Here is a 463-nt window from a genome sequence, read left to right as displayed (position 1 = left end):
TCGTAGGCCACAATTTCGGCGTTGTACAAGTCCATCACGGGGGAGAGGTAGACTTTTTCCTGAGCCACTTTGAACTCGGTCACATCGGTCACCCACTTCTGATTCGGGCGCTGCGCGATAAAGTTTCGCTCCAGCAGGTTGGGCGCGATGGTGCCGACGACACCCTTGTACGACCGATATTTTTTCGGCCGCACGAGTGAGCGAAGATCAAGCTCGATCATCAAACGCTCCACCACTTTTTTGTTAACCAAGGTCCCGCCATTGCGGATCACGATCGCAACGCGCCGGTAACCGTAAAGCCCTTTTTCCTCGTGATAGACACGCTGAATCATCTGCTTCAGAGCAGCATGCTTATCAGGTTTGGCCTGCGCTTGAAGCTGGTAATAGAACGTACTGCGCGGCAGATCCGCCAACTCCAGAACAGCGGCCAAGGGAAACCTGTCCTTGAGCGCAGACACGATCA

Annotated in this window: 1 protein-coding gene; it reads right to left on the bottom strand. The window is 54.2% G+C overall.

Translation table 11 applies throughout. The features are described 5' to 3' along the window. Positions 1-463: IS3 family transposase (locus QWI17_RS00400; protein ID WP_302720520.1), on the bottom strand; the 463-nt coding region annotated here is incomplete at both ends.

Origin of the sequence: Gilvimarinus gilvus, assembly GCF_030518155.1 — a bacterium.
In the GTDB taxonomy this organism is placed as follows: Bacteria; Pseudomonadota; Gammaproteobacteria; order Pseudomonadales; family Cellvibrionaceae; genus Gilvimarinus; species Gilvimarinus gilvus.
This window is presented reverse-complemented; position numbering and strand designations above follow the sequence as displayed.